General features: G+C 71.9%; 17 protein-coding genes and 1 pseudogene. 12 read left to right on the forward strand and 6 right to left on the reverse strand.

Features of this window, described 5'->3' with window-relative positions:
- Positions 1–247: 247 nt before the first annotated feature.
- Complete coding sequence (locus ABZ484_RS22615) at positions 248–3622, reverse strand: pyruvate carboxylase (RefSeq protein ID WP_358867732.1); 3375 nt, start codon at positions 3620–3622, stop codon at positions 248–250.
- Positions 3623–3903: 281 nt separating this feature from the next.
- Between ABZ484_RS22615 and ABZ484_RS22620 the strand changes: the two genes are divergently transcribed.
- Together ABZ484_RS22620 and ABZ484_RS22625 are read left to right on the forward strand one after the other, a co-directional pair.
- Positions 3904–4704 carry a polysaccharide deacetylase family protein gene (locus tag ABZ484_RS22620; protein WP_358867715.1) on the forward strand — a complete coding sequence of 267 codons (801 nt, stop codon included), beginning with the start codon at positions 3904–3906 and terminating at the stop codon, positions 4702–4704.
- A 145-nt stretch (positions 4705–4849) separates the two neighbouring features.
- Positions 4850–5044 carry an antitoxin gene (locus ABZ484_RS22625; RefSeq protein WP_358867716.1) on the forward strand — a complete coding sequence of 65 codons (195 nt, stop codon included), beginning with the start codon at positions 4850–4852 and terminating at the stop codon, positions 5042–5044.
- 69 nt (positions 5045–5113) lie between these two features.
- On the opposite strand, the gene ABZ484_RS22630 is transcribed toward ABZ484_RS22625, so the two are convergent.
- Both ABZ484_RS22630 and ABZ484_RS22635 read right to left on the reverse strand, forming a co-directional pair.
- Entirely contained in the window at positions 5114–5908 is a 795-nt protein-coding gene (locus ABZ484_RS22630; RefSeq protein WP_358867717.1) for an SAM-dependent methyltransferase, read from the reverse strand.
- Positions 5909–6077: 169 nt separating this feature from the next.
- Positions 6078–7242 (reverse strand): annotated as a pseudogene (locus ABZ484_RS22635) (enolase C-terminal domain-like protein).
- Between the two features lie 367 nt (positions 7243–7609).
- Between ABZ484_RS22635 and hpnR the strand changes: the two are divergent.
- The 4 genes from hpnR to ABZ484_RS22655 all read left to right on the forward strand — a co-directional run bounded on the left by hpnR (position 7610) and on the right by ABZ484_RS22655 (position 11906).
- Positions 7610–9112 carry a hopanoid C-3 methylase HpnR gene (gene hpnR, locus ABZ484_RS22640; protein WP_358867718.1) on the forward strand — a complete coding sequence of 501 codons (1503 nt, stop codon included), beginning with the start codon at positions 7610–7612 and terminating at the stop codon, positions 9110–9112.
- 82 nt (positions 9113–9194) lie between these two features.
- Complete coding sequence (gene ctaD, locus ABZ484_RS22645; RefSeq protein ID WP_358867719.1) at positions 9195–10913, forward strand: cytochrome c oxidase subunit I; 1719 nt, start codon at positions 9195–9197, stop codon at positions 10911–10913.
- Entirely contained in the window at positions 10910–11302 is a 393-nt protein-coding gene (locus ABZ484_RS22650) for a cytochrome c oxidase subunit 4 (RefSeq protein WP_358867720.1), read from the forward strand. The genes ctaD and ABZ484_RS22650 overlap by 4 nt, the downstream gene beginning before the upstream one ends.
- Before the next feature lie 133 nt (positions 11303–11435).
- A complete protein-coding gene (locus ABZ484_RS22655; RefSeq protein ID WP_358867721.1) occupies positions 11436–11906 on the forward strand; it encodes an SPW repeat protein in 471 nt (156 codons plus the stop codon).
- A 99-nt stretch (positions 11907–12005) separates the two neighbouring features.
- Here ABZ484_RS22655 and ABZ484_RS22660 read toward each other — a convergent pair whose 3' ends face one another.
- Complete coding sequence (locus ABZ484_RS22660; protein ID WP_358867722.1) at positions 12006–13649, reverse strand: cytochrome bc complex cytochrome b subunit; 1644 nt, start codon at positions 13647–13649, stop codon at positions 12006–12008.
- 261 nt (positions 13650–13910) lie between these two features.
- Between ABZ484_RS22660 and ABZ484_RS22665 the strand changes: the two genes are divergently transcribed.
- From ABZ484_RS22665 to ABZ484_RS22680, 4 genes are all read left to right on the forward strand, one after another.
- Entirely contained in the window at positions 13911–14471 is a 561-nt protein-coding gene (locus tag ABZ484_RS22665) for a hemerythrin domain-containing protein (RefSeq protein WP_358867723.1), read from the forward strand.
- 209 nt (positions 14472–14680) lie between these two features.
- On the forward strand, positions 14681–14941 hold the full coding sequence (locus ABZ484_RS22670) for a DUF3040 domain-containing protein (protein WP_358867724.1): 261 nt from the start codon (positions 14681–14683) through the stop codon (positions 14939–14941).
- A 60-nt stretch (positions 14942–15001) separates the two neighbouring features.
- A complete protein-coding gene (locus tag ABZ484_RS22675) occupies positions 15002–15811 on the forward strand; it encodes a ribonuclease BN (protein WP_358867725.1) in 810 nt (269 codons plus the stop codon).
- Positions 15812–16027: 216 nt separating this feature from the next.
- Positions 16028–16972: a DMT family transporter gene (locus tag ABZ484_RS22680; RefSeq protein WP_358867726.1), complete on the forward strand. Its 945-nt coding sequence runs from the start codon at positions 16028–16030 to the stop codon at positions 16970–16972.
- Positions 16973–16983: 11 nt separating this feature from the next.
- On the opposite strand, the gene ABZ484_RS22685 is transcribed toward ABZ484_RS22680, so the two are convergent.
- Entirely contained in the window at positions 16984–17487 is a 504-nt protein-coding gene (locus ABZ484_RS22685; RefSeq protein WP_358867727.1) for a DUF3566 domain-containing protein, read from the reverse strand.
- Positions 17488–17751: 264 nt separating this feature from the next.
- Between ABZ484_RS22685 and ABZ484_RS22690 the strand changes: the two genes are divergently transcribed.
- On the forward strand, positions 17752–18213 hold the full coding sequence (locus tag ABZ484_RS22690) for a CBS domain-containing protein (protein ID WP_358867728.1): 462 nt from the start codon (positions 17752–17754) through the stop codon (positions 18211–18213).
- Positions 18214–18387: 174 nt separating this feature from the next.
- A complete protein-coding gene (locus ABZ484_RS22695; RefSeq protein ID WP_030179488.1) occupies positions 18388–19686 on the forward strand; it encodes an ArsB/NhaD family transporter in 1299 nt (432 codons plus the stop codon).
- A gap of 74 nt (positions 19687–19760) precedes the next feature.
- On the opposite strand, the gene ABZ484_RS22700 is transcribed toward ABZ484_RS22695, so the two are convergent.
- The gene (locus tag ABZ484_RS22700; RefSeq protein ID WP_358867729.1) at positions 19761–19910 is read right to left on the reverse strand and encodes a hypothetical protein; all 150 of its coding nucleotides are present in this window, start codon (positions 19908–19910) and stop codon (positions 19761–19763) included.
- Positions 19911–20093 lie beyond the last annotated feature (183 nt).

The following is a 20093-nucleotide window of genomic DNA, read 5'->3' on the forward strand; positions in this document are numbered from 1 at the left end:
GACGGGCGGGTCGCCCCGGACGGGCGGGTCGCTCCGGACGGGCGGGTCCCCTCGCGGCGGCAGCCCGTCGCGGTGGATCCCGACGCGGCGCAGCCCAACGCGGCGCAGCCCAACGCGGCGCAGCCCAACGCCGCGCAGCCCAACGCCGCGCAGCCCAACCCCGCGCAGCCCAACCCCGCGCAGCCCGACGCGGTGGATCCCGACGCGGTGGATCCCGACGCGGCGGCAGCCCCTCGCGGGAGGCGGTTCAGGAGACCTCGATCAGCAGGTCGCCGCCTTCCACCTGCTGGATGCGGTTGATGGCCAGCCGGGTCACGCGGCCCGACTTCGGGGCGGTGATGGCGGCCTCCATCTTCATCGCCTCGATGGTGGCCACGGTCGCGCCGGCCGCCACTTCGTCGCCCTCGGCCACGGCGAGGGTCACCACGCCCGCGAACGGCGCCGCCACGTGGCCGGGGTCGGCACGGTCCGCCTTCTCCGTCACGGGGACGTCGGCCGCGGCGGCGGTGTCGCGCACCTGGATCGGGCGCAACTGGCCGTTCAGCGTGGACATCACGGTGCGCATGCCGCGCTCGTCCGCCTCGCCGACGGCCTGGAGCTCGATCAGCAGCCGTACGCCGGGTTCGAGGTCGACGGCGTACTCCTTGGCGGGGCGCAGGCCGTAGAAGAAGTCCTTGCTGTCCAGCACGCTGGTGTCGCCGTAGGCCTGGCGATGGGTCTCGAAGTCGCGTGTCGGTCCGGGGAACAGCAGCCGGTTGAGGGTCGAGCGGCGGGACTTGTCCAGGCCCTCGCGGTCCTCGGCGGTCAGCTCGGCCGCGGGCTTGGCGTCCGCGCGGCCCTTCAGCGCCTTGGTACGGAACGGTTCCGGCCAGCCGCCGGGCGGGGTGCCCAGCTCGCCGCGCAGGAAGCCGATGACGGAGTCGGGGATGTCGAACCGGTCCGGTGTCTCCTCGAAGTCCTCCGGCGCGACCCCGGCACCGACCAGATGCAGGGCGAGGTCTCCGACGACCTTGGACGACGGCGTGACCTTGACCAGGCGGCCCAGGATGCGGTCGGCGGCGGCGTACATCGCCTCGATGTCCTCGAAGCGGTCGCCGAGGCCGAGCGCGACCGCCTGGGTGCGCAGGTTGGACAGCTGGCCGCCGGGGATCTCGTGGTGGTAGACGCGTCCGGTCGGCGAGGCCAGGCCCGCTTCGAAGGGGGCGTAGATCTTGCGGACGCTCTCCCAGTACGGCTCCAGGTCGCCGACCGCCTGAAGGTCCAGGCCGGTGGGGCGGTCGGAGTGGTCGGTGGCGGCGACGATCGCCGACAGCGACGGCTGGGAGGTGGTGCCGGCCATCGAGGCGACCGCGCCGTCCACCGCGTCGGCGCCGGCCTGGATCGCGGCGAGGTAGGTGGCGAGCTGCCCGCCCGCGGTGTCGTGGGTGTGCAGGTGCACCGGGAGGTCGAACTCGCGGCGCAGCGCCGACACCAGCCTGGCCGCCGCGGGCGCGCGCAGCAGTCCGGCCATGTCCTTCACCGCGAGCACGTGCGCGCCCGCCGCGACGATCCGCTCGGCCAGACGCAGGTAGTAGTCCAGGGTGTAGAGGCGCTCGGCGGGGTCGCAGAGGTCTCCGGTGTAGCACAGCGCGACCTCGGCGACGGCCGTGCCGGTCCCGCGTACGGCGTCGATGGCCGGGCGCATCTGGTCGACGTCGTTGAGGGCGTCGAAGATGCGGAAGATGTCGATGCCGGTGGCCGCGGCCTCCTGGACGAAGACGTCGGTGACCTCGGTCGGGTACGGGGTGTAGCCGACGGTGTTGCGGCCGCGCAGCAGCATCTGGAGGCAGATGTTGGGCACCGCCTCGCGCAGGGCGGCCAGCCGCTCCCAGGGGTCCTCGGCGAGGAAGCGCAGCGCCACGTCGTAGGTGGCGCCGCCCCAGCACTCCAGGGAGAGCAGCTCGGGCAGGGTCCGGGCGACGACCGGGGCGACGGCCAGGAGGTCCTTGGTGCGCACACGGGTGGCGAGCAGGGACTGGTGGGCGTCGCGGAAGGTGGTGTCGGTGACACCGATGGTCGGCGCCTCGCGGAGCCGGCGGGCGAAGCCCTCCGGGCCGAGTTCGACCAGGCGCTGGCGGGAGCCCGCGGGCGGTTCGCCGGCGGGCAGCGGCGGCAGCTTGGTCACCGGGTCGACCGACTCGGGCCGTTCGCCGTGCGGCTTGTTCACGGTGACGTCGGCGAGGTAGGTGAGCAGCTTGGTGCCGCGGTCGGCGGAGGAGCGGGCGGTGAGCAGGTGCGGCCGCTGCTCGATGAACGACGTCGTGACCCGCCCGGCCTGGAAGTCGGGGTCGTCCAGGACGGCCTGGAGGAAGGGGATGTTGGTGGCGACCCCGCGGATGCGGAACTCGGCGACGGCGCGCCGGGCGCGGCCGATCGCGGCCTTGAAGTCCCGTCCCCGGCAGGTGAGTTTGACCAGCATGGAGTCGAAGTGGGCGCTGATCTCGGTGCCGGCGTGCGTGGTGCCGCCGTCCAGGCGGATGCCCGAGCCGCCCGGTGAGCGGTAGGCGCTGATCCGGCCGGTGTCGGGGCGGAAGCCGTTGGCCGGGTCCTCGGTGGTGATACGGCACTGCAGGGCGGCGCCGCGCAACTGCACGGTGCCCTGGGCCAGTCCGAGGTCGCCGAGCGACTCGCCGGCGGCGATGCGCAGCTGGGCCTGGACCAGGTCGACGTCCGTGACCTCCTCGGTCACCGTGTGCTCGACCTGGATGCGGGGGTTCATCTCGATGAAGACGTGGTTGCCCTCGCGGTCGAGCAGGAACTCGACCGTGCCCGCGTTGCGGTAGCCGATCTCGCGGGCGAAGCGCACCGCGTCGGCGCAGATGCGGTCGCGCAGCGCCGGGTCGAGGTTCGGGGCGGGGGCGAGCTCGATGACCTTCTGGTGGCGGCGCTGCACCGAGCAGTCGCGTTCGAAGAGGTGGATGACGCCGCCCTGGCCGTCGGCGAGGATCTGCACCTCGATGTGGCGGGGTTCGACGACGGCCTTCTCCAGGAAGACGGTCGGGTCGCCGAACGCGGAGGCGGCCTCGCGGGAGGCCGCCTCGATGGACTCGCGCAGCGCGGCCGGGTCCTCGACGCGGCGCATGCCGCGCCCGCCGCCGCCGGCGACGGCCTTGACGAACACGGGGAAGCCGATGTCCTCGGCGGCGCGGACGAGTTCGTCGACGTCGTTGGAGGGTGCCGAGGAGCCGAGGACCGGCACGCCGGCCGCCCGGGCCGCCGCCACGGCGCGGGCCTTGTTCCCGGTGAGTTCCAGGGTGGCGGCGTCCGGGCCGACGAAGGTGATGCCCGCCTCCTCGCAGGCGCGGGCCAGTTCGGGGTTCTCGGACAGGAAGCCGTATCCCGGGTAGACGGCGTCCGCGCCGGCCCGGCGCGCCGCCCGGACGATCTCGTCCACGGAGAGGTAGGCCCGCACCGGGTGTCCCGGCTCTCCGATCTCGTAGGCCTCGTCGGCCTTGAGCCGGTGCAGCGAGTTGCGGTCCTCGTACGGGAAGACGGCGACGGTGCGCGCGCCCAGTTCGTAGCCGGCGCGGAACGCGCGAATCGCGATCTCACCCCGGTTGGCGACCAGTACCTTGCGGAACATCCTGGATCCCTTCGGCCTGCCGGTGACGCAGACCATGGTGTCGGCGACACCCGTGTCACGCCATGTGAGCCGGGCCACTGATTCCTTCCGTGCGCCGCCACGGGTCTCCTCCGTCCCCATCCGCGGACTCCCTCCGTCCGCATCCGCGGGGCCGACCGCGCGGCCTGTCGCGGGTTCCCCCCGGAAATGTCCGCGATCGGTAACAGACGGATCCCGAAGGGGCGTTGTGCCGTCCTGACGGATGCACGGAAAGCACACGGACGGCGAGGAGCGGGGCGGACATGGTGCGGCATGCGGGGCGGGGATGGCACGGTCGGGTGCTCGCGGCGGCGATCGGGGTGACCGCGGTGGCCGCCGCCACCTCGGTGTGGACCGCGCAGGCGGATCCCACCGCCACCGGGAAGCGGCATGCGGGGACGGGCGTCTCGGCGCGGCCCTCCGCCTCGCCCGCCGGGGCCGAGGGCTCCACACAGGCGAAGGTGTCGGCGGCGATCGCCCATGCCTCGGACCGCGGCGCCCGGGGTGTCAACATCACCATCGACGACGGACCCGACCCGGTATGGACGCCACAGGTGTTGCGGGTGCTGCGGGACAACGGCGTGAAGGCCACCTTCTGCATGGTGGGCACGCAGGCCCAGGCGCACCCAGACCTGGTGCGGGCGGTCGTGGCGGCCGGGCACCGGCTGTGCGACCACACGGTGTCGCACGACACCGGCATGGACCACAAGTCGCAGGCATACCAGTCGCAGCAGATCCTGGACGCCGAACGCATGATCACCAAGGCCTCCGGGGGTGTCCGCCCCCTGTACTACCGGGCCCCGGGCGGCGCCTTCACCCCCTACAGCCGCGGCCTCGCCGCGTCCCGCGGAATGCGGCCGCTGGGCTGGAACGTCGACAGCAAGGACTTCGAGCGTCCCGGTACGGCGGCCATCGTCGCCACCGTGCGGAAGGAGGTCGCGAACGGTCCGACGATCCTCTTCCACGACGCGGGCGGCGACCGCTCCCAGACCGTGGCGGCGCTGCGCGAGGTGCTTCCCTGGCTGAAGCAACAGGGATACTCGTTCGGTTTCCCGGTCCGCTGAACCCGGTCCGGTACGTCGTGACCCGGCCGTGGCCCGCCCTCTCCGGCCCCGCCCGGCCCCCTCCTGTCCCGTGTCCGCTGCGGATGCGTCCCTGGGAGGGGTCGGCCATGCTGGTAGGTGAACCCTCGCCGTGAAGGAGCACGCGATGAGCATGATGGACAAGCTCAAGGGGCTGCTGAAGGGTCACGAGGAGCAGGCCGGCAAGGGCATCGACAAGGGCGGTGACTACATCGACGACCGGACCCAGGGCAAGTACCGCGGCCAGGTGGACACCGCCCAGGATCGGCTCAAGGAACAGATGCGCGACCAGGACCGGGGTCCCGACCAGCCGCCGCGCTGACGGCTCCGCTCACTTCTCGCACCTCGGGCAGGGGAGGAAGTCCGGTGTCCTCGCGGCCCGCACGCCGCGTCAGGGGACGCGAGCGACGCCGGCGTAGATGCCGCTTTCCTCGGGCCGCGGCGCGGGGGGCGACATGAACCACTCGGGGGCCGTGACCAGCCCGGGGCCGACGAGCTCCAGTCCGTCGAAGAAGCGGGCGACCTCCGGCCGGCCGCGGAAGCGGAGGCGGATGCCGCCCCTGGCGTACTCGTGGGTGACCTGCCGCGCCAGTTCCGGGAAGATGTCGGACGCGGCGTGCGTCAGCAGGAGGTGGCTGCCCGACGGGAGCGCGTCGAGCAGCTCGCGCAGAATGCCGTGGGCCTCCTGGTCGTCGGGGAGGAAGTGCATCAGCGCGATCAGCGACAGCGCCACCGGACGTTCGAAGTCGAGCACCTTCCGCGCGTGCTCGAGGATCCGGTCCGGCCGGCGCACATCGGCCTCGAGGTAGTCGGTCATCCCCTCGGGCCGGCTGACCAGCAGGGCCTCGGCGTGCCGCAGCACGATCGGGTCGTTGTCCGTGTAGACGACCTTCGCGGCCGGCACCACCCGCTGGACGATCTGGTGCAGGTTCGGCTCGGTCGGGATGCCCGTGCCGATGTCGAGGAACTGGTCCATGCCCTGCGCCGCGAGCCAGGCCGCCGCGCGGTGCATGAACGCGCGGTTCTGCCGGGCGCCGTCGCGCGCCTCGGGCGGCAGCATGCGCCCGACGGCCTCGTCCGCCGGGTAGTTGTCCTTGCCGCCGAGCAGCCAGTCGTACACCCGGGCCGGGTGCGCCTTGCCGGTGTCCATCTGCGGGGCCGGGAGGTCGGGGGCTCCGGTCGCCATGGCGGGCTCCTCCGTCGAGCGGGTGCGGTGGATGTCGGGCGGGGATGACGATCACCGCAGTCTCGCACACGAACTTCCCTGTGGATAAGGGCCGTTGACCGGAACACCGGTCGGCGCGGCTGCCCGCGGACCCCGTTCCCGGAGCCCGGTCAGGTGGGGCGGATCCAGGTCAGGCGGGTCGCTGACCGTGGACGCGGTACGGCTCGGCGTCGGCCCACCTGATCTCCGGGCCGAGGCCCGGCCGGCCGGTGTCGGGACGCAGGGCGCCGTCGACGGGCGGCAGCGTGCCGTCGAACACCAGCCGCTCGAACCGGACATGGTCGTGGAAGTACTCCAGGTGCCGCAGTCGGCGCACGGCGCAGAAGGCCTGGGCGGAGACCGCCGGCGCGCAGTGCGCGGACAGGTCCAGGTGCCGGGCGGCCGCGAGGCCGGCGACCTCCAGCACGCCGGTGATGCCGCCGCAGCGGGTGACGTCCGCCTGGAGGCAGTCCACCGCCTCGGCGTCCACCAGGTTGACGAAGTCCCGTGTGGTGTACGCGTACTCGCCCGCTGCGCTCTCCAGCCGGGGCGTCCGCTGCGCCGCAGCGCCCGCAGGCCCTCGATGTCCGCGGAGCCGACCGGTTCCTCGAACCAGCGCACGTCCCACTCGTCGTGGAACCTGTGCGCCCAGTACAGCGCCTCCTTGCGGCCGAGGGCCCCGTTGGCGTCGGTGAACAGCTCGGGTCCGGGACCGATCGCCCGGCGGACGGCGGTCAGCCGCTGCGGGTCCCGGTCGGGGTCCCGCGAAGTCTTCGGCTTCACGCGGGGGGATGCCCTGTTCGGTCCAGGCGGTGAGCTGTTCGGTGAGGCGGGGCAGTGAGTAGTCGGTGAAGCCGCCGCATCCGTAGGCCGGGACCCGGTCGTGGCAGGCCGGGAGGGCGTGGACCAGCGGCAGGTCCAGCAGCCTGGCCTTAGGTCCCACAGGGCGATGTCGGCGGCGGACACCGCCATGGCCCCCGCTCCGGGCCGGCCGGCGTTGCGGATCCGCCTGCCCATCAGCTCCCACAGCGCGGGCGGCGAGGAGACCGGCCGTCCCTCGAGCAGGGGGGCGAGCGTGCCCGACAGGAACGCGGCGAGCGACACGTCGCCGTAGGTGCAGCCGATGCCCGTGCGCCCGCCCGCGTGCACCCGGCACAGGACACCATGGTGGTGGAGTCCCACTCCAGGGTGCCGTCCTGCTCCCGGCCGTCGGGGCCGTCGCTGGGCAGCTCGAAGGCGTGCACGTCGACGCCCTCGATCCGGCAGGCGTCGAAAGACGGGCGGGCGCCCGGTTCCGTGCCGTTCGTCGCCGCCACCGCGCACTCCCTCGCACACCTCGGCCGTCGTCCTCGCGTCGTCACCGGCGGGTGACCCGTGCGCGGGGTGTGCAAACGACGCGGTTCGCGGCCGGCCCGCCGTCCACCCGGCCCCCGGTCCGGCCGCCCGGCGACACACCGGCCGGGTCCCCCGTGAGACGGAACGTGCGCGGCAGCCGGACGAGGGCCCGCATGAAGCCCGGCCGGAACGGGACCGAATGAAGTACGCCGTGCGCCTGTCACGACCCGTCATGGACGCCGGGCGCAGTCGTCCACCGACGGGAAGGCCGGGGAGCGCCGGGTGCCGTGCCCGTACCGCTGCACGTGGTTGCTCCCCCGCATCCCGCCGCGGAACCCGAGGTGATCCATGCGCGTCCTGCTCGTCCATCCCAGTGCCCTGATGTACTCGGAGATCTTCCTCAGGCTGGAGCCGCTCGGCCTGGAGCGGGTGGCCGCCGCGGCCCGCGACGCCGGACACGAGGTGCGGGTGGTCGATCTTCAGGTCCTCCGGCACCGGGACCTGCGCAGAGTGGTGCACTCCTTCCGGCCGCAGGTGCTCGGCTTCTCTCTGAACTACCTGGCCAACATTCCCGAGGCCATCGACCTGTCCCGCGCCGTGAAACAGGCGGTGCCGGACTGCTTCGTCTTCTTCGGCGGGCACAGCGTCTCCTTCGTGGCCGACGACGTGCTGCGCCAGGCGCGGGGCGCCGTGGACGCCGTGGTGCGGGGCGAGGGGGAGCCGGCGATGGCCCCGCTGCTGGAGGCGGTGCGCGACGGGGGTCTGCGGGAGGTGCCCGGGATCGTCACCACGGACGGGCACGGGCCGGCCCCCCGCATGCTGCACAGCATCGACTCCCCGCGGCCCGCACGGGACCTGATGAGCCATCGGCGCCGCTACTTCATCGGCGAGCTGGATCCTTGCGCCTCCATGGAGTTCACCCGCGGCTGCCCCTGGGACTGCTCGTTCTGCTCGGCCTGGACGTTCTACGGGCGCAGCTATCGCAAGGCGAGCCCCGAGGCAGCCGCCGACGAGCTGGCCTCCATCGCCGAGCCCAACGTGTTCATCGTCGACGACGTGGCGTTCATCCGCCCCGAGCACGGTGACGCGATCGCCGCCGAACTGGAGCGCCGGCGGGTCCGCAAGCAGTACTACCTGGAGACCCGCGCGGACGTGCTGCTGCGCCACACCGAGGTGTTCGAACGCTGGACCCGGCTCGGTCTGCGCTACATGTTCCTGGGCATGGAGGCCCTGGACGCCGAGGGCCTGGACCTGTACCGCAAGCGCGTCGACCCGGACGACAACTTCCGTGCCCTTCAGACCGCGCGGCGGCTGGGGATCAACGTCGCCATCAACCTGATCGTGGACCCGGCCTGGGACGCCGAACGCTTCCGCCTGGTGCGGGAGTTCGCGCTGTCCGTCCCGGAGATCGTGCACCTGACGGTGATGACCCCCTATCCGGGCACCGAGATCTGGCACACCGAGTCCCGCCGGCTGACCACCCGCGACTACCGCCTGTTCGACATCCAGCACGCCGTGGTCCCCACCGCGCTGCCGCTGGACCGGTTCTACGAGGAGCTGGTGCGCACCCAGTCGGTCATCAACCGCAAGCACCTGGGCCTGCGCACCGCGTTCGGCGCGGCGCGTGTGCTCGCCGACCGGCTGGCACACGGCCAGACCAACTTCGCGCGCATGCTGTGGAAGTTCAACCGCGTCTACAACCCGCGACGCCAGCTCGCCGACCACCTCCGCCCGGTCCGCTACGAGCTGCCCCTGCCGCCGCGGGTCCCGGTGGGAGACCGGCGGGAGCTGTACATCCACACCAGGTCGGCTCCCCGCTCCGGTCCCTCCGCGCGTCCGTCCGGCGGTTAGCCGGGCCCGTCGCAGCAGACCGTCCGGCAGGCCGGTCCGGGCGGTGTCCGGGCCGGCGGGCCGAAGCGCGTGGAGGGCGCTCATGTCACAGACTCATCCCGGGGTGGACGAGCCGCGGCACACCGCGCGGCCGCCGCGGGGCCGTACGGGCGAGAAGATCCGGGACTATCTGACCACCACCGATCACAAGAAGATCGGCAATCTGTACCTGGTCACGGCGTTCGGCTTCTTCATGGCCGCCGGCGTCATGGCGATGTTCATGCGGGCCGAGCTGGCCCGGCCGGGCCTGCAGATCATGAACAACGACCAGTACAACCAGCTGTTCACGATCCATGGCACGATCATGATGCTGCTGTTCGCGACGCCCACGTTCGCCGGGTTCTCCAACGCCATCATGCCGCTCCAGATCGGCGCCCCCGACGTCGCCTTCCCCCGGCTGAACGCCCTGACGTACTGGTTCTTCCTGTTCGGCGGGCTGACGGTGCTGTCCGGGTTCGCGGTCGACAACGGGGCCGCGCCCTTCGGCTGGTTCGCCTACGCGCCGCTGAACAGCGCCGTGCACAGTCCCGGCCACGGCGGGGACCTGTGGGCCATGGGGCTGGTGGTCGCGGGTCTGAGCACCACGCTCGGCGCCGTCAACTTCATCGCCACGATCCTGTGCCTGCGCGCGCCGGGCATGACCATGTTCCGGATGCCGCTGTTCACCTGGAACGTGCTGTTCACCTCGATCCTGGTGCTGCCGGCCTTCCCGGTGCTCACCGCGGCGCTGCTGGCGCTGGAGGCCGACCGCAAGCTGGGCGCCCACATCTACGACCCCGCCAACGGCGGTGCGCTGCTGTGGCAGCACCTGTTCTGGTTCTTCGGCCATCCGGAGGTCTACATCGTCGCCCTGCCGTTCTTCGGTGTGGTCACGGAGATCATCCCGGTATTCAGCCGCAAACCGGTCTTCGGCTACGTGGGGATGGTGGGCGCGACCATCTCGATCACCATGCTGTCGGCCACCGTCTGGGCCCACCACATGTTCGCCACCGGCGGGGTCCTACTCCCGTTCTTCTCCGTGATGTCGTTCCTGATCGCCATCCCCACGGGGGTGAAGTTCTTCAACTGGATCGGCACCATGTGGAAGGGCAGCCTCTCCTTCGAGACCCCGATGCTGTGGGCGATGGGCTTCATGGTCACCTTCCTGCTCGGCGGGCTCAGCGGTGTCCTCATCGCCTCCCCGCCGCTGGACTTCCATCTGACCGACAGTTACTTCATCGTCGCCCATCTGCACTACGTGCTCTTCGGGACGATCGTCTTCGCGACCTTCGGCGGGTTCTACTTCTGGTGGCCCAAGATCACGGGCAAGCTGCTCGACGAGCGGCTGGGGAAGATCCAGTTCTGGACGCTCTTCGTCGGCTTCCAGACGACGTTCCTCGTCCAGCACTGGCTCGGCGAGGCGGGCATGCCCCGGCGCTACGCCGACTACCTCGCGGCCGACGGGTTCACGGCCCTGAACACCGTCTCGTCGATCGGCGCCTTCCTCATCGGCCTGTCCACGCTGCCCTTCCTGTACAACGTGTGGAAGACGTCCCGTTACGGGACGAAGGTGGACGTGGACGACCCGTGGGGGTACGGCCGGTCACTGGAGTGGGCGACGTCGTGTCCGCCGCCCCGGCACAACTTCACGGAGCTGCCGCGCGTCCGCTCCGACTCCCCGGCCTTCGACCTGCACCATCCGGAGATCGCGCAGGAGTTGCCGCCGGCGGAGCACGGAGCCGTGGAGGCGACGCCCGACACCATGGGGGGGCAGAGCGAATGAAGTCCGAGGCCTACCTCTTCGCCGGCGTGGCGGTGTTCTTCCTGCTCACGGACGCGGCCTACATCTGGTTCGCCCGGGAGCCGGCGGGGATCGCCGCGCTGACCGTGTCCTGCTTCATGGCCTCGCTGATCGCCTTCTTCTGCCTGACCAACCACCGGCGCAAGGGGCAGCGGCCGGAGGACCGGCCGACGGGGGAGATCCGGGAACGCAGCGGCCGCGTCGACTTCTTCCCGCCGCACAGCAGGAACCCGGTGATCACCGCCGCCGGTGTGACCACGTGCGCCGTCGGCATCGTCTACGGCTTCTGGCTCTTCATGATCGGGTTCGGGGTCTTCGCCGTCGGGCTCCTCGGCATGGTGTTCGAGTTCGCGGGGCGCGACAGCGCCTGAGCCCGGTGGCGCGCCATGAGCCACTTCCCGCACCGGGAATCCTCGGAAATCGACATAAAAACGGCATAAGTCACTCGAACAGGGGAACCCTTGCATAAGGCAAAGACTCCCCTTTGGAGAGGAGACGACAGCAATGTCGTATCCACATCGCTCCAGTGACGTGGGCGCCCATCCGGAGATGATGGGTACGCATCCCGAGATGGCGGAGATGCGGGAACGGCTCGAGCGCACCGCTTCGAGCGGCCCGGCGATGGCCGTCGAGGGCCTGATCGTGCTGACAGGCCTCTACGCCGCGATCTCCCCCTGGGTCGTGCACTTCGCGATCCAGCCCGCCATCACCGTCAACAACCTGATCGTGGGCCTCGCCGTCGCGACGATCGGGCTCGGCCTGGCGCTGGCCCCGGAACGCATGTTCCGTCTGGCGTGGGCGCTCGTCCCACTCGGCGCGTGGCTGTTCATCTCGCCCTGGGTGGTGACCTTCCTGCACACCGCGCGGGCGGGCATCATCTGGAACAACTGCTGGGTCGGTGCGATCACCATGCTGCTGGGGCTTGCCGCCATGGGCCTGACCATCGGCAAGGCCCGCGGGGGCACCCGGAGGTGACATCCAGGAGCACGCCGTGTCCGCGTCCGGAGGCGCGGACACGGCACAACCGTCGCTTACGTGGGGACTTCGAGCGTCGCTCCCGTGGGGTACCGGCGCTCACTCCTGCGGGGAACTGACCCCGCCCGACACCGGATCGGCCGTGCGGCCGGTGATCTGAAGACGTTCCTCGGCCGTCGTCGGCACGTCCACCCGCTCGCCGTAGTACCAGGCGCTGAGCCGGGCCCGGAGCCGGTGGCGCAGCGGGGCGTCGCGGCCGGGGTACGCCAGCGGCAGCGGAATGTCCCTGACCAGGATCTTGTAGCGGCGGCGCCGGTCGAGTCCCTCGTGGCTCTCCGTCATGCCGCCCGGGAGGTCCTGGTAGACCTCGCCGGTCTCCTCGCCCTCCTCCAGCAGTTGCCGTTCGTGCAGTTGGAGCGCGAGGCAGACGCGTCGGGTGATCAGGTACGCGAGAACCGGGCCGGCGAACAGCAGCACGCGGAAGATCCAGGTGAGGCCGTTGACGGAGACCAGGAACACCGTCGCGATCACGTCGTTGCCGCCCGCGAGCAGCAGCACGGCGTAGAAGACGATCGCCGCGACGCCGAGCCCGGTGCGCACCGGGCGGTCCCGCGGCCGGTCGCACAGATGGTGCTCCACCAGGTCCCCGGTGACCCATCGTTCGAAGACGGGATAGCAGTAGAGCACCAGGAAGAGCAGTCCCGGCAGCACCACCGCCGGGAGCAGCACGTTCCACATGAAGGTGTGCCCGGCGACGTTCCACTCCACGCCGGGCATCAGCCGCAGCGCGCCCTCCAGGAACCCGACGTACCAGTCCGGCTGGGCGTCGGTGGACACCTGGTCGGGAACGTACGGACCGAAGGCCCAGATCGGGTTGATCTGGGCGATCGCCCCCATCACGGCGAGGACACCGAAGACCATCAGCGACAGCCCGGTCGACTTGCCGACGAACGAGGGGAACATCGGCTGCCCCACCACGTTGCGGTTGGTCTTGCCCTGCTCGGACCACTGGGTGTGCTTCAGGTACACCACCATGAACAGGTGCACGGCGATCAGCGCGATCAGCAGGCCCGGCACGAACAGCACATGGAGGATGTACAGCCGCTTGGTCATCGCGTCGCCCGGGAAGGGCCCGCCCCACGCGAAGAAGGCGAGGTAGGTCCCGACCACCGGGATCGACTCCACGATGGTGTTGGCGGTGCGCAGTCCCGTACCGGACAGCAGGTCGTCCGGGAGGGAGTAGCCGGCGAACCCCTCCAGCAGCGCCAGCAGGAACAGCGTCACCCCCACGGTCCAGTTGAGCTCGCGCGGTCTGCGGAACGCGCCGGTGAAGAAGATCCGCAGCATGTGCACGCCCACGGCCGCCACGAACACCAGGGCGGCCCAGTGGTGCATCTGCCGCATCAGCAGGCCGCCGCGCACGTCGAAGCTCAGCTGGAGGGTCGAGTCGTACGCCTTGGAGACCAGCAGGCCCCGCAGCGGCCCGTAGGAGCCCGTATAGCGCACCTCGGCCAGGCTCGGATCGAAGAACAGCGTCAGGAAGGACCCGGTGAGCACCAGCACGACGAAGCTGTACAGGGCGATCTCGCCGAGGAGGAACGACCAGTGGTCGGGGAAGGCCTTGCGCAGCAGCTGCCCGGCCAGCTCGGAGACGGGCGCCCGCCGGTCGGCGACGACGTAGGCCTGGAACGCCGCCTGCCGGGCCCTGGCTTCGACTCTCGCCTTGCGGCGCCGCATCAGCACGCCCGCATCACGCTCCTCGTGTGTTCGTCCGGCGACCGCCGGGCAGCCCGGACGGCCCGGCGGGCCCGGGGGCGCGGCGGGCTCGGGGGGCGCCCGCCTGCCGGGTGTTTCAATCTTGGGTGCAGGGCCCGAGCGCATGCCGCAGGCATGCCGGGGGCACCCCCATTTCCACTGGTACGACACCTACGACACCTTCAGCCCGGTCGAGACCGGGGACGCATCAGGAGCGCCGAGCGGCCGGCGCTCCGGCAAGGAGCGGCAGTGGACGGTCGAGGCGGCATCGTGGAGGAGCTGACGGAGGACCACCGCCGGGTGCGGTCCCTCTTCGACGGGATCCGGGCCGCACGGCCCGGATCCGGCGAGCGCCTGGCCCTGGTGGAGCGCGCCGCCCGGGAACTGGTGCGCCATGCGACGGCGGAGCGGGCCCATCTGTACCCGGCGGTCCGCCGTTTCCTTCCGGACGGCGACGGCTGGGCGGAGGGGGAGCTGGGCGAACTCCGGCGGATCGAGGAGCTGCTGAAGGCGCTGGAGGCCGCCGACCCGGCCGGCGAGGAGTTCGTGGAGCTGCTGCTGTCGCTGATCACCCGGGTGACCCGGCACGTCGTCGAGGAGGAGCAGCTGCTGTTCCCCCGGCTCCAGGCGCTGTGCCCCGCCGACGTCCTGCGGGACCTGGGCGCGAGCGTACGGGACACCAGGGCGGCGGCACCGACCCGGCCGCGCCCAGCGGCCCCGGCCTCGGCGCCGCTGGTCAGACTCACCACCCAGCTGTGGGGCCCCCTGGACCGCATCCGCGACGCGGCCACCCGCCGCACCCACCGCTGAGCCGGTGCCGGTTTTGTCGCGTCGCACTTCGCGTCACCGTGCGCCATGGGGGTACTGCGGACATGCGGCCCGCGTCGGTTCCGCCGCGCGGGTGGCGCGCTTGCGGTGCGCTCGCGGTACGCCCGGAGTGACCGTCGCGCCCGCGGTGTCCGCCGCGTGCGCCGGTCGATCGTCGCGGGGCCGTACCGCCGGACCCGAAGGAGTCCTCCGTGAACGTGAACTTCGAGCGCGAACTCGCGCGGATCGAGAAGCGGCTGGTGGCCGAGGATCCCCTCCTGGCGGAGAAGCTGGCGACGTTCGAGCAGATCACCGCTCCCCGGCCGAGAGCCGAGCGGCGGCGCCATGTCTTCCTCCTGGCCGCCCTCGTCTTCGCGCTGCTCGCCCTCACCTCCGCCCTCGCCGCCGGCACGTCCACCGACCATCCCAGGCCGTCCCAGGTGGTCACGGAGTATCCGGCGGGGACCGGGTAACCGGGCCCGGCGGGAGCGGACGGAGGTCCCGGGCGGCGGGCGGCCGTCCCGGTGTGCAGGATGGCGGGCGTGAAGCGTCACTTCCCGCGGCTACGGCAGGCGGTGCTCGACCTGGAGCACCGGCTCGCCGCGCTGGCCCTGGTCCGGCGCGGACGCGATCTGGAGCTGATGCACCGGGCGATGGGGTTCGCCACCCTCTCCCTGGTCACCCTCGCGCCCCTGCTCATCGTCATCGCCGCCGCCGACCCCCTCGGCGAGGGCGGCTTCGCGTCATGGCTGGTCGACGGCATGGGCCTGTCCGGCCGGTCCGCGCACATCCTCGCCGACATCATCAGTCCCCCGGTCAAGGTGATCGGCACCACCAGCGTCTGGGGCGGGGTCCTGCTCGCGGTGTTCGGCATCTCCTTCGCCGGCAGCGTCCAGAACGGCTACGAGCGGATCTGGGGACTGCCGCCCGGCCCGTGGCACCGCGTGTGGCGGCAGGCGACGTGGCTGGCCGTGATGAGCGCGTACCTCTACCAGGAGGTGCTGACCGGACACGAGTTCCACGGCTGGCCGCGGATCACCCTGTCCGCGTCCACCGGCGCGCTGTTCTTCTGGTGGGGCCAGCACTTCCTCCTGGGCGGCCAGATCCACTGGCGCAGCCTGCTGCCCGGCGCGTTCGCCACCATGGTGGGCCTGGGCGGCCTGCGTGTCTTCTCCTACCTGGTCTTCACTCCGCTCATCGTCGACAACGCACTCAGCTACGGCACGGTCGGCATCGTGCTGGTCGTGGAGTCCTGGCTCACCGGCGTCGGTTTCGTCGTCTACGGCGGCGCGATGTTCGGGCGCTGGTTCTGCGATCACCACTGGTTGCAGCGGAGGGGCTAGCCAGGCTCTGTGCGGGCGTTTGGCGACATGGCTGCCGGGATACTCCGTGACGGCCCAGCCCGTCCGGACCCGGGTGGCAGCGGCACCGGCCGCCCGCTCCCCGCGTTCGCCGTCGCCGCCTAGGAAAGCCACCGTGTCCCACGTCCCCTCCGGCCCCCCGGCCGCCACCGCGGCGGGCTCGACCGCCGGCTCGCCACCGAGGCCGGACGACTGCCGGTGAGCGCCCTGACCATCGTCCTCACGCTGCTGGCGGCGCTGTCCAACGCCTCGGCCTCCGTGCTCCAGCGGCGGGCCGCGACGGACGAGTCCGGGGGCGGCTCCGGGGCGCGGCAGGCGGTGCGGTGGCTGGTCCGTGTGCTGCGGCGCCCGTACTGGCTCGCGGGCGCCGGGCTGCTGGCGGTGTCCACCGTGCTTCAGGCGGCGGCGCTGTCCGTGGGCAGTCTCTCCGTGGTGCAGCCGCTGCTGGCCAGTGAGCTGCTGTTCACCCTCGCCGTGGGCAGCCTCGTCTTCCGCCGCCGTCCGGACCGGCGGACCTGGCTGGCGTTCGCCGCCCTCGCCGTCGGGCTGGCTCTCTTCCTCGGGGCGGCCTCGCCCCCGGAAGGCACGTCGACCGCCCCACCGGAACTCTGGCTGCGGGCGGGCGCGGCTCTGCTGGGCGTGGTGGTGGCGGTGCTCCTGGCGTCCCGCCTGGTGCGGGGCGCCCCGCGGGCCGCGCTGCTGGGGCTGGCCTCCGCGGTGTCGTTCGCGGCCACGGCGGCGCTCCTGAAGGAGGTCACGGGGCGGTTCGACCAGGGCCTCGGCGCGCTGCTGACACAGTGGCCGCCGTACGCCACGGTCGTCGTCGGGGGCCTGAGCTTCCTGCTGTTGCAGAGCGCGTTCCGCGCGGGCAGCCTCACCGCCTCGCAGCCCGCGCTGACCCTCGGGGACGCGGTGACCAGTGTGGCGCTGGGCTGGGCGCTGTTCGAGGAGTACATCGGGCTCGGGGTCCGGGTGCTGCCCGAGGTGATCGGGGTCGCGCTGATCGGTGCGGGAAGCATAGGACTGGCCGGTGCGGCGGCCTCCGGTGCCTGGGACACGCCGCAGGCCGATCCGGGCGGTCAGGGCGGTCAGGGCGGTCAGGGCCCCGACGCCCGTCGGTCCTCCCAGCGGCGGCCCGGGTGAACCGGTCCCGGTCAGGGGCCGGGCCGTGCTCCTTGCTCCGCCGGTTCGGGTCGCGGTCCCCGCGCCGGTGCCGCCGCGGCCGGGGCGTCCTCGGCCAGGGTCAGCTCGACGCCGCCGGCGCATCGGCACGAGACGTTGTAGAGGAGGCTGCACACCGTGGCGGACGCGGTGGTCAGCACGACCGCGCAGATGCCGAGGGCGAGTGCCCAGCCGGGGGACGGCCACGGGTCGCGGCCCAGGAGGGCGAGCAGGATCCACACGGGTGGCAGGGTGACGGCCGCGCACACCGCCAGTCCCAGCGACACCAGAGAGCTCACCGCCAGGACGGACGCGGGATCGGCCCGTGCCATGCGCAGCCGCAGGCTTCGGGCCCTGGGGACGGTCCCGTCCGCGGGCCACAACTGTTCCGCCACGCCGGATATTCGGGGCTCCGGATCCGGCTGGGCATCCTCCTGGACGTCCTCCGTGATGTCACGGTCACCGGTTCCGTGCGCGGTTCGACTGCTGCGGCCCATGTCCGCTTCCTCCCGATCACCCCCGCCGGTGTGCGTTCTCGACGCTAGGCGCGCCGCACCCCACCCGCATCCCCGGTTCACCCGGCCGGCCGCACCGCCGCCGCACCGACCCCCAAGGCGGCGACCTCGCCCGCGGCCATCGGCGCGTCGGCGCGTCGGCGCATCGGCGCATCGGCGCATCGGCGGGCAGCCGACGGCGGTTGCGTCACAATGGCGCTGTCGAGCGGGGCAACACCGGACGTAGACGAGAAGTGGGAGCGGCTCGTGCGCGCACGTGACCTGGCGGTCGAGTACGAGACGGTCGGTGTCGACACCGACGCGACGGAGGCCGCGCGGCTGATGGCCGAACATCGGCTGCCCGCACTGCTCGTGCTGGACGACGACGGGGCGCCCAAGGCGATCCTGCCCGCCTCCCAGATGATCAAGGCCGTGGTGCCGGCGTACGTCATGGAGGACCCGACCCTCGCGGCGGTGGTCGACGAGCGCCACGCCGACCGGCTCTGCCAGGCGCTGAAGGGCCGCACGGTGCGTGACTGTCTGTCGGCGCCGGTGCCCGAGCCGCCGGTCGCCGCCCCGGACGACACCGCGCTGGAGGTGGCCGCGCTGATGGCGCAGGTGCGCAGTCCGCTCGTCGCGGTCGTCGAGAGGGACGAGACGGGCGTGCGGCTGCTCGGGGTGATCACCGCCTCGCATCTGCTGGAGCGGCTGCTGCGCGCCGCGTCATGAGCCGGTCGGTGCCGCGCCCCGTTCTGCCGTGTGCGCGCATACCCGTGGACGGATCAGGGATCTGTCAAAGCGGCGTCAAGGACGGGTAAGGTGCCTCCCGGTGTGCCGGGAAGTCTGGTCGGCGAGCAGGGGATACGTCCCCCTCCGACCCGTCCGTCTACCGACCGGAGCACCGTGAACGACTGGCACAGCTGGGCGGCCGTCGCCGTGTTCGTGGGCGCCTACGCCCTCATCATCAGCGAGAAGATCCACCGCGTCGCCGTCGCGCTCGGCGGGGCGGGTCTGATGCTGGCCATCGGCGCGACCGACGACGTGTCGGCGTTCTACTCCGAGGACACCGGGGTCGACTGGAACGTCATCTTCCTGCTCATGGGCATGATGGTGATCGTCGGCGTGCTGAAGAAGACCGGCATGTTCGAGTACCTGGCGATCTGGGCGGTCAAGCGGGCCCGCGCGCAGCCGTTCCGGGTCATGGCCATGCTGGTGGTGATCACGGCGGTGACGTCGGCGCTGCTCGACAACGTCACCACGGTGCTGCTGATCGCCCCGGTGACCCTGCTGGTGTGCGAGCGGCTGGCGGTGCCCTCGGCACCGTTCCTGATCGCGGAGGTGATGGCGTCGAACATCGGCGGCACCGCCACGCTGGTCGGCGACCCGCCGAACATCATCATCGCCAGCCGCGCCGGACTGACCTTCAACGACTTCCTCGTCCATCTCGCGCCGCTGGTCGTGGTGCTCGTCGTGGTCCTGCTGGGGCTGTGCCGGTTCATGTTCCGCGCCGTGCTCCGGTTCGACGAGGACCGCGCCGCGGAGATCATGGCGCTGGAGGAGCGGGAGGCGATCCGCGACCCGCGCATGCTGGCCCAGGGGCTCGTCGTGCTCGGCCTGGTCGTCACCGGGTTCGTGCTGCACCCGGTGCTGCACTACGCCCCGAGCGTCGTGGCCCTGCTCGGCGCCGGGCTGCTCGTGGCGGTGTCCGCGGTGGAGACGGGCGACGTCCTGGCCGAGGTGGAGTGGCCGACGCTGGCCTTCTTCGGCGGGCTGTTCATCATGATCGGCGGACTGATCGGAACGGGTGTCGTCGACCGGATCTCCCAGGCGCTCGCCGGAGTCATCGGCGGGAACGAGCTGGGCGGGGCCATGACGCTGCTCGGCGCGTCGGCGGTGCTGTCGGGGGTCGTCGACAACATCCCGTACGTGGCCACCATGGCGCCGATCACCGCGGACCTGGTGCACCACATGGGTGGTGGCGGCGACCATGTGCTGTGGTGGGCGCTGGCCCTGGGCGCCGACCTGGGCGGCAACGCCACCGCCATCGGCGCCTCCGCGAACGTCGTGGTCCTCGGCATCGCGGAGCGCAACCGGCAGCCGATCTCCTTCTGGCAGTTCACCAAGTACGGGCTGGTCGTGACGGCGGTGACGGTCGCCCTGTCACTGCTCTACGTCTGGCTCAGGTACTTCGTCCTGTCCTGAGACGTGTCCTGTCCTGAGACCTGGCCCGTCCGGGTCTCCGTGCCTCCGGGTCCCCGAGTCCCGTCCCGACCCGGTCAGCGCGGGTGCCGCGCGCCGGCGCGGAGACCGACCATCCGCCAGATCCTGACCTCGCGCACGGCCCCGGGAAGCTCCTTGACCAGCAGGGCGAGCGCCAGCCCGCCGAGCACCGCGGCCTCCGCGATGAGCACCTGTTTCCCTGTCATCCTCGCTCCCTGCTCCTTCGGCACGGTCCTCGTGATCGCGTCGTGCTTCTTCCAGTGGATGCCGGTGTACGGCGGGTGTCGTCGCCGTGTCAGGCTCGCCAGTGCGGGTCGTAGCCGCTGGTCAGCTCTTCCTCGTTGTGGCGCCACTTGGGTTCCTTGTTGACGGCCATGCTGGTGATGCCG

Source organism: Streptomyces sp. NPDC006393, assembly GCF_040628575.1.
GTDB lineage: Bacteria > Actinomycetota > Actinomycetes > Streptomycetales > Streptomycetaceae > Streptomyces.

Bases quoted from the DNA above. Each gene is read 5' to 3' on its own strand.
- ABZ484_RS22615 (WP_358867732.1), bottom strand. From the start codon at position 3,622: ATGTTCCGCAAGGTACTGGTCGCCAACCGGGGTGAGATCGCGATTCGC.
- ABZ484_RS22620 (WP_358867715.1), top strand. From the start codon at position 3,904: ATGGTGCGGCATGCGGGGCGGGGATGGCACGGTCGGGTGCTCGCGGCG.
- ABZ484_RS22625 (WP_358867716.1), top strand. From the start codon at position 4,850: ATGAGCATGATGGACAAGCTCAAGGGGCTGCTGAAGGGTCACGAGGAG.
- ABZ484_RS22630 (WP_358867717.1), bottom strand. From the start codon at position 5,908: ATGGCGACCGGAGCCCCCGACCTCCCGGCCCCGCAGATGGACACCGGC.
- hpnR (WP_358867718.1), top strand. From the start codon at position 7,610: ATGCGCGTCCTGCTCGTCCATCCCAGTGCCCTGATGTACTCGGAGATC.
- ctaD (WP_358867719.1), top strand. From the start codon at position 9,195: ATGTCACAGACTCATCCCGGGGTGGACGAGCCGCGGCACACCGCGCGG.
- ABZ484_RS22650 (WP_358867720.1), top strand. From the start codon at position 10,910: ATGAAGTCCGAGGCCTACCTCTTCGCCGGCGTGGCGGTGTTCTTCCTG.
- ABZ484_RS22655 (WP_358867721.1), top strand. From the start codon at position 11,436: ATGTCGTATCCACATCGCTCCAGTGACGTGGGCGCCCATCCGGAGATG.
- ABZ484_RS22675 (WP_358867725.1), top strand. From the start codon at position 15,002: ATGGCGGGCGTGAAGCGTCACTTCCCGCGGCTACGGCAGGCGGTGCTC.
- ABZ484_RS22685 (WP_358867727.1), bottom strand. From the start codon at position 17,487: ATGGGCCGCAGCAGTCGAACCGCGCACGGAACCGGTGACCGTGACATC.
- ABZ484_RS22700 (WP_358867729.1), bottom strand. From the start codon at position 19,910: ATGACAGGGAAACAGGTGCTCATCGCGGAGGCCGCGGTGCTCGGCGGG.